8 protein-coding genes are annotated in these 7,707 nt (G+C 40.6%); all 8 read left to right on the forward strand.

The window, feature by feature from the left end; translation table 11 throughout:
- Positions 1-50: 50 nt before the first annotated feature.
- Positions 51-785 (forward strand): M15 family metallopeptidase, encoded by a 735-nt coding sequence (locus PX481_RS22085; RefSeq protein ID WP_288095996.1) that lies wholly within the window; start codon positions 51-53, stop codon positions 783-785.
- A gap of 310 nt (positions 786-1,095) precedes the next feature.
- Entirely contained in the window at positions 1,096-1,455 is a 360-nt protein-coding gene (locus tag PX481_RS22090; RefSeq protein ID WP_233271131.1) for a hypothetical protein, read from the forward strand.
- Between the two features lie 230 nt (positions 1,456-1,685).
- Entirely contained in the window at positions 1,686-5,054 is a 3,369-nt protein-coding gene (locus PX481_RS22095) for a HEAT repeat domain-containing protein (RefSeq protein ID WP_288096002.1), read from the forward strand.
- 132 nt (positions 5,055-5,186) lie between these two features.
- Positions 5,187-5,450, forward strand: coding sequence for a type II toxin-antitoxin system Phd/YefM family antitoxin (locus tag PX481_RS22100; protein ID WP_002750215.1), 264 nt, complete (start codon positions 5,187-5,189; stop codon positions 5,448-5,450).
- A gap of 380 nt (positions 5,451-5,830) precedes the next feature.
- Positions 5,831-6,034: a DUF6887 family protein gene (locus tag PX481_RS22105; protein WP_002760296.1), complete on the forward strand. Its 204-nt coding sequence runs from the start codon at positions 5,831-5,833 to the stop codon at positions 6,032-6,034.
- A gap of 41 nt (positions 6,035-6,075) precedes the next feature.
- Positions 6,076-6,861: a HEAT repeat domain-containing protein gene (locus PX481_RS22110; protein WP_002760295.1), complete on the forward strand. Its 786-nt coding sequence runs from the start codon at positions 6,076-6,078 to the stop codon at positions 6,859-6,861.
- Between the two features lies 1 nt (position 6,862).
- Positions 6,863-7,312 (forward strand): HEAT repeat domain-containing protein, encoded by a 450-nt coding sequence (locus PX481_RS22115; RefSeq protein WP_002760294.1) that lies wholly within the window; start codon positions 6,863-6,865, stop codon positions 7,310-7,312.
- Complete coding sequence (locus PX481_RS22120) at positions 7,290-7,454, forward strand: hypothetical protein (RefSeq protein ID WP_288096000.1); 165 nt, start codon at positions 7,290-7,292, stop codon at positions 7,452-7,454. Before PX481_RS22115 ends, PX481_RS22120 begins: the two co-directional genes overlap by 23 nt.
- Positions 7,455-7,707 lie beyond the last annotated feature (253 nt).

The raw sequence follows: 7,707 nt of genomic DNA on the forward strand, positions 1-7,707 counted from the left end.
TGGAGTGGCCGGGGAATAATGTAATTATCTTGGAGGAGGGTAAGTAAACCGTGAAACCGATCGATGATATTCCCGAAGCTTTGCGGGACAACCAGTACAGAAAAACTACTAATCCTAATGGTCTCATAGCGATCGCAAGCGGTTTACTTGCTCTGGTGGGAACCGGCATAATTGCCCTAGCAGTCTTGAATCGTTCCCCTGCTTCCGTAAACAAACCGCCGGTTAACCCCTCCCCCCCGATTAAAGCCACTCCTAGCCCCATTGAGAACATTCTAGGTCATTTACCCTATGAAGAGGCTCCAGAGACGGAATTAGCCCCTATTACTGGGGATGGTGCTATGCGTTTAAGGAAAGCAGCAGCCAAAGCTTTTATCCAGATGCAGAGTGACGCGAGAAGGTCGGGGGTGATTTTAATGCCGATTTCCGCATTTCGATCGAAAGCAACCCAAGACAAGCTCTTTTTTGAAGTTAAAGAACAACGCAATCAGCAAACCCGCAAACGAGCAGAAGTGAGCGCACCTCCGGGTTACAGCGAACATCATACCGGTTATGCGATCGATATTGGCGATGGTCGCGCTCCCGCAACGAATTTAAGTAGCAGTTTTGCTAATACTGCCGCTTTTCGTTGGTTGCAAAATAACGCTGCCCAGTATAGTTTCGAGTTATCTTTCCCTGAAAATAATCTCCAGGGTATTAATTATGAACCCTGGCACTGGCGTTTTGTCGGGGATAGTCACAGTTTAGAAACTTTTTATAAGGCCCAACAATTAGGAAAACAAAAATAAACGTAGGGTGCGTTAGGCATCCATTGTTTTTAGGGAAAAAATCAAGGTCTAAATATTGCCGTAACGCACCAACTTTTTAGAAAAGCCAACAATTAGGAAAACAAAAATAAGATAACCTTATCGGCAATTGCGTCCAGCATTCGGACAATAACCTATCGCTGAAACCAGAGATTTTCTATCCGAATGCTTCGCCCGTACTTTTTCAACTTTTTAGAAAATCTAACAATTAGGAAAACAAAAATAGGATAACCTTATCGGCGATCGATGGCATTTTCTGGAATTAATTACTAAAATAGGATTATATTGTATTGTGAGTGTTTCTAATATGTCCAAGCCGGTAGAATACTTAACAAATGAGCAAGGGGAACGAGTTGGGGTTTTATTAGACTGGAACACCTATTCTCGATTTGCCAATTCATTAGGACTCGATGAAGATTGTTTGATTGGTTTGAGTGTGGATGAATTAAAAGCGCTGGCAAGTTGTCAATTGTCCCTCGTAGAGCAAACCCGTTTAGATGATTTAGTGACGAGAAATGCAGAATCTTTACTCTGCGCTGATGAAGTAGCTGAGTTAGATGAGTTGTTGGCAAAAACAGATCAATTAACAATTCTTAAAACTCGTGCCAGATATACGCTAAAGTGCTTGGAACAAGGTACGACGGCAGCGTGAGTGTTTATATTCGGATGGGGTTTTCCCGGTCTGACAGGAGAGAGGGATGCAGAAACTCCGATTCTATCTTGTAAGTCATGACCAAATCTTCTTAGCCTACAATTAAAAATAAGCAAGGTAGGGTTGATTCATAGTAGGGTTGATTCATGAATCAACCCTACCCCTGCTAGGGGTTGGGGGGTTGCCTTTTTCCTCGTCTCAACAGGTAATTTAAATACTTGACAGCATCAATGATTGACTGGACTCCCTATCTCAAATCAATCTCGGACTCGGAAAAGTACGCCCAGTGGGAGACATTTTACACCCTCACGGACGTAGAGAGAAAAACACGCCCGTCGAAAACTGCACCTTTAATGGATTTGCAGGTGCAGACGATTGAAAAAGAACCACAAAACCCACAAGAAAGAGCAGAAAGACCAGAAAAACCCGAAAAAGTTTTAAAACTTTTACGCGAATATGCGACTAATCACGTTCTTTTAAAAGGTCGTCCCGGTTCAGGAAAATCGACCGCTTTAGCCAGATTATTATTAGAAGAATCCGTAGAAGCCCAAAGCTTGCGCCTAAATCAACAAAATCAAGCTAAAATCATTCAAATTCCCATTCTCATCGAATTACGCTTGTATGAAACCTCAATTCTTGATTTAATTTTACAATTCCTGAAACGCCATAAATTAATTATTGATAGTAATACCCTAGAAAGTTGGCTGTTAGAAAATCAGAATTTTAGACCATTATTATTATTTGATGGTATCAATGAATTGCCCTCAGATACTGCACGACAGAATTTAAAAAACTTTCGCCAGCAGTATGCAGAAATTTCGATGATTTTCACCACAAGGGATTTAGGCATCGACGACTTAGATATTGAAAAAAAGCTGGAAATGCTCCCCCTGACTGGACGACAGATGCGGGATTTTGTCAAGACCTATTTGCCTGAAAAAGGCGAAGAAATGCTTAAACAGTTGGGAAATCGTCTCAAGGAATTTGGCCAGACTCCCCTACTTTTGTGGATGCTTTGTTCAGTTTTTGATAATAATCAGAACAAAATTCCTGCTAATTTGGGCTTAGTTTTCCGAGATTTTACAAAAGAAATTGACATACGCAAAGGAGTTAAAATTTCAGAGGATTTGCATCTCTGGCAAAATCGACTACTGCAACATTTGGCGTGGACGATGACAACTGGTGAAAACCCAACGGAGATAAAGTTATCTATTTCTAAGAATCAAGCAGAGGAGATATTAATAGAGTTTTTACAGGGCAAAATTTCTTATCCTGATAATACTGCTTTGGAATGGCTAGAAGATTTATTGAAATATCATCTAATTCACCTAGAAGGTAATGATAAAATTGCTTTTCGCCACCAACTGATTCAAGAATATTACACGGCTGAGGAATTAAAGAAAAAGTTACCCCATCTCAGTGATGAGCAGTTACAGTGGGACTATTTGAATTATCTCAAATGGACAGAACCTATGGCGTTGCTGTTAGGGTTATTGGATAATGAAACCCAAGCAAAACGGGTGGTTAAATTAGGGTTAGAGATTGATTTAAAATTAGGAGCGAGGTTAGCAGGAGAAGTCAACTTTAAGTTTCAAAAGCAGACAGTGGGGTTAGTGCTTGGGTTGGATGTGCCGAAACGGTTTAAGGTGGAGTTATTGGGATTAACAAAGTCTAATCAAGTTGTTAATCAGTTAAACCAAGCTTTAAAAGACTCTGATGAGGATGTTCGTGGGAACGCAGTCGAGGCTTTGGGTAAGATTGGCACAGAAACAGCCATTGCGGGATTACTCAAGGCTTTAAAAGACTCTTATTTTTCTGTTCGTTGGAAGGCAGTCGAGGCTTTGGGTAAGATTGGTTCAGAAACAGCCATTGCGGGGTTACTCAAGGCTTTAGAAGACTCTGATAAAGATGTTCGTAGCAACGCAGTCGTGGCTTTGTGTAAAATTGGCTCAGAAACAGCCATTGCGGGGTTATTCAAGGTTTTAGAACACTCTGATAAAGATGTTCGTGGGAAGGCAGCCTTCGCTTTGGGTAAAATTGGCTCAGAAACAGCAATTCCTCGGTCACTCAAGGCTTTAGAAAACTCTGATAGGAATGCTCGTAGGAGTGCAGCCTTCGCTTTGGGTAAGATTGGCTCAGAAGAAGGAATTCCGGTGTTACTCAAGGCTTTAGAAGACTCTGATGGGTATGTTCGTTGGAAGGCAGCCGCGGGTTTGGCTAAGATTAGCTCAGAAACAGCCATTCCGGTGTTACTCAAGGCTTTAGAAGACTCTGATGAGGATGTTCGTGGGAACGCAGTCTGGGTTTTGGGTAATATTGGCACAGAAACAGCCATTGCGGGGTTACTCAAGGCTTTAGAACACTCTAATCAGTATGTTCGTAGGAACGCAGCCGAGGCTTTGGGTAAGATTGGCTCAGAAACAGCCATTCCGGGGTTACTCAAGGCTTTAGAACACTCTGATTGGTATGTTCGTTGGAACGCAGCCGAGGCTTTGGGTAATATTGGCTCAGAAACAGCGATTCTGGGATTACTCAAGGCTTTAGAAGACTCTAATAAGGATGTTCGTAAGAAGGCAGCTGAGGCTTTGGGTAAAATTGGTTCAGAAACAGCCATTGCGGGGTTACTCAAGGCTTTAAAAGACTCTTATTTTTCTGTTCGTTGGAAGGCAGTCGAGGCTTTGGGTAAGATTGGTTCAGAAACAGCCATTGCGGGGTTACTCAAGGCTTTAGAAGACTCTAATAGCGATGTTCGTAGGGAGGCAGCCGCGGCTTTGGGTAAGATTGGTTCAGAAACAGCCATTCCGGGGTTACTCAAGGCTTTAAAAGACTCTAATAAGTATGTTCGTTCGCAGGCAGCCGAGGCTTTGGGTAAAATTAGCTCAGAAACAGCGATGACTGAACTTATCAAATGCCTGAAAAATCCTGATTTTGTCACATTAAATAATGGCGATACTCTCTCTCAAGCTAGAGAAGCACTAGACACAATTCAAAACAAACTTAAATACTATCACCCCCTCTCCCAACCCATGAATCAACAAGTTTACATCTCCTACAACTGGCAAGAAGACAGCAACGAAATGGCTAATCAACTCGTCCAAGCTTTTGCCGCTAAAGGAATTGAGATTATTCGGGATAAAACCCACACCAGCTATAAAGACTCCATCAAAAACTTTATGCAGCAAATTGGACAGGGGAAATGTGTCGTCGTCGTCATCAGCGATAGATACTTAAAATCAGAAAACTGTATGTTTGAATTAGTAGAAATTGCCAGAAATGGTGACTTTTATCAAAGAATATTCCCGATTATTTTACCAGATGCCAGAATTTATAATGACTTCGAGCGCATAGACTACCTGAAATATTGGGAAGACGAAAAAGCAAAACTACAAGCAAAATACAAACAAATTGATTTAGCTAAAACTAATAGTATCATGGCGACATTAAACTTATATAATGAAATCAGGAGCAATATTGATAATCTAACTAACATTCTTAAAGATATGAATAATCTCGATATCAACTTACACGGCCAATCGGAATTTGCAGCTATGATTGAAGCAGTAGAAACTAAACTTGCAGAGGATAGTCAAAATATTTAACTAAATCCCAGAATGATTGTTTTAAAAGATAAAGGCTAAAGGTGATATTCCTGACTATACCCAATTTGTTCTCTGTAACTCATTTGAACGATAACTGCTATAATCATTAGTTGATAACTTTTAATTGCTGACATGACTAAATATCTAAACATTACTGAAACAGGACAAAAGCTGGTTGAATGGTCTGAGCAAATGACTGACGAACCTATTATTATTACCAAAGAAGGTCAACCCATTATGGTTGCCCTGAATTACGCTCAAATTGAATCTTGGTTGGAAACTCTTGATATTTTACAAGACAAAGAGTTTGCCGAAATCCTATCTGAAGCAATTCAACAGGATCAATCAGGACAAAGAATTACTTGGGAAGATGCTAAAAAACAACTCGGTTGGTAACTGCTAAACCAATAGGTTCTTGCTGAATCGTCAGATATACACCTATTACTTTTTCAGAGATAGCCAGTTTTGGAGAGGATAGTCAAAATATTCCTAATTCTACTACAAAAACCTCGTCCTCATCATCTACTCAATCTCAAGGACTGTAGGATGCTATACTTCTCACAGGGATAAACTGGTAAATTGGAGGAAAAATCCATCAATAATGATACCCACCCCCGAACAGATGCTTACTTGCCTTAGAATGTGTTAAACCCTGTCTAATTTCTACACCGATATTCATCTATTTCGCTATGATGAAAAACGCAAGTAAATTTATATACTAGCAGGTGAAACTCTTAGCTTTATCATATTAACTAAAGGAAATGTGGAGTTTGAAGATGAATCATCAACCTGATTTTTGCCAAATGTCTCGCCCCGAATTAAGAAAATATGTCCTCTCCCATCGAGAAGATGATGAAGCCTTAAGAATTTATATGGATAGAATGCGAACTGAACCAGGTGTAACTCGATTTACCCTGACTCCTAGTCCGGAAGACATGAAGAAATTAGAAGAATTTCTCAGGGCAAAAATTGATAAATAAAATCAATTTTTTTAACAACTAATCACCAAATAGAAAACAATATGATTAAAATTAATGAATATACCAAAATCGCCGTTAATTCCCTCTCTAAAAAACTAGATGATAACCACCCCGAAATTCGCGCTAAAGCGGCTGAATCTTTGGGGAGAATTGGCTCGGAAACAGCCATTCCGGGGTTACTCAAGGCTTTAGAAGACTCTGATGGGTTTGTTCGTATGAAAGCAGCCGAGGCTTTGGGTAATATTGGCTCAGAAATAGCCATTGCGGGGTTACTCAAGGCTTTAGAAGACTCTTATTTTGAGGTTTGTGGGTACGCAGCCGAGGCTTTGGGTAAGATTGGTTCAGAAACAGCGATTGCGGGGTTACTCAAGGCTTTAGAAGACTCTCATTGGAATGTTCGTATCAAAGCAGCCGAGGCTTTGGGTAAGATTGGCTCAGAAATAGCCATTCCGGGGTTACTCAAGGCTTTAGAAGACTCTAATAAAGATGTTCGTATGTACGCAGCCGAGGCTTTGGGTAAGATTGGCTCAGAAATAGCCATTCCGGGGTTACTCAAGGCTTTAGAAGACTCTGATGAGTATGTTCGTATGTACGCAGCCGAGGCTTTGGGTAAAATTGGCTCGGAAGCAGCGATTGCAGAGTTACTCAAGGCTTTAGAAGACTCTAATAAAGATGTTCGTAGGAACGCAGCCGAGGCTTTAGGTGAAATTGGACTAGAAGAAGCTATTCCCGCTTTAATCAATGCCTTATCCGATGAAGAAGATAGCGTTCGTTTCAGTGCCACCGATGCAATCGGTAAAATTGGTTCTCGTTATGCCTTAACCTAAAATGGCACTCAAGCCTGACTATTTACAGCTAGTTATTGAAGCCTTTTCCAAAAGGCTAAAACATTCCGATGCTCAAATGCGAATAAAAGCCGCTCAATGTCTCGGAAAAATGGGTGATGAATCAATAATTCCTCTCCTATGTCAGGCCTTAGAAGCAGAAAATGATCTCGCTGTTCAATTCTCTATTATGGATGCTATAGTCTTAATAGATAACTTAACTTCAGAAACACCTATGTCAGAAAATACTCAAGGCTCTAAATACAACATTGTTCAACCCCAAAACGTCCAGATTATTGAACAGGGTGATGGCATTATTCATAATTACGCCACACCCCAAAATTTAGCTGAAGCCGCCCAAGAAATCCAACAACTTATCAGCCAACTCACCCAAACTTATCCCACTAATACCGAAATTGAAAAACAAACTTTTGTCGCATGTCGCACAAGTTGACGCAGAAATCAAGAAAAATTCTCGCTTAAGAAGCATTTTAATCACGGGAGGAATTGAATTAATTAAAGTCCTCTGTCCTCCCCTCGGTATTCCCATTGAAATGGGTAAAAAATGGCTAGAAACTGCTAATTTAAGTGAGTAAACCTAGAGGTTTAATAATCTTTTAATGATAGAAATCCCGAAGTCCGCCGCTGATGCGTTTTATTTTTGAATTGGCACAATTATAACCATAAGTCAAGCTTTTTTGATGATAATTAGGGGCTGCTGAAAAAGTTTTTCGTGGGGGCAGGGTGTGGGGTGTGGGGTGTGGGGTGTGGGGTTTTACCCATTTTCAGGTGGTCAATTACCTAATTTTCAGGGAAAAAATCCCTAAATTTTCCCCCCAATCACTCCAA

It is taken from the genome of Microcystis sp. M53603_WE2 (assembly GCF_030065435.1).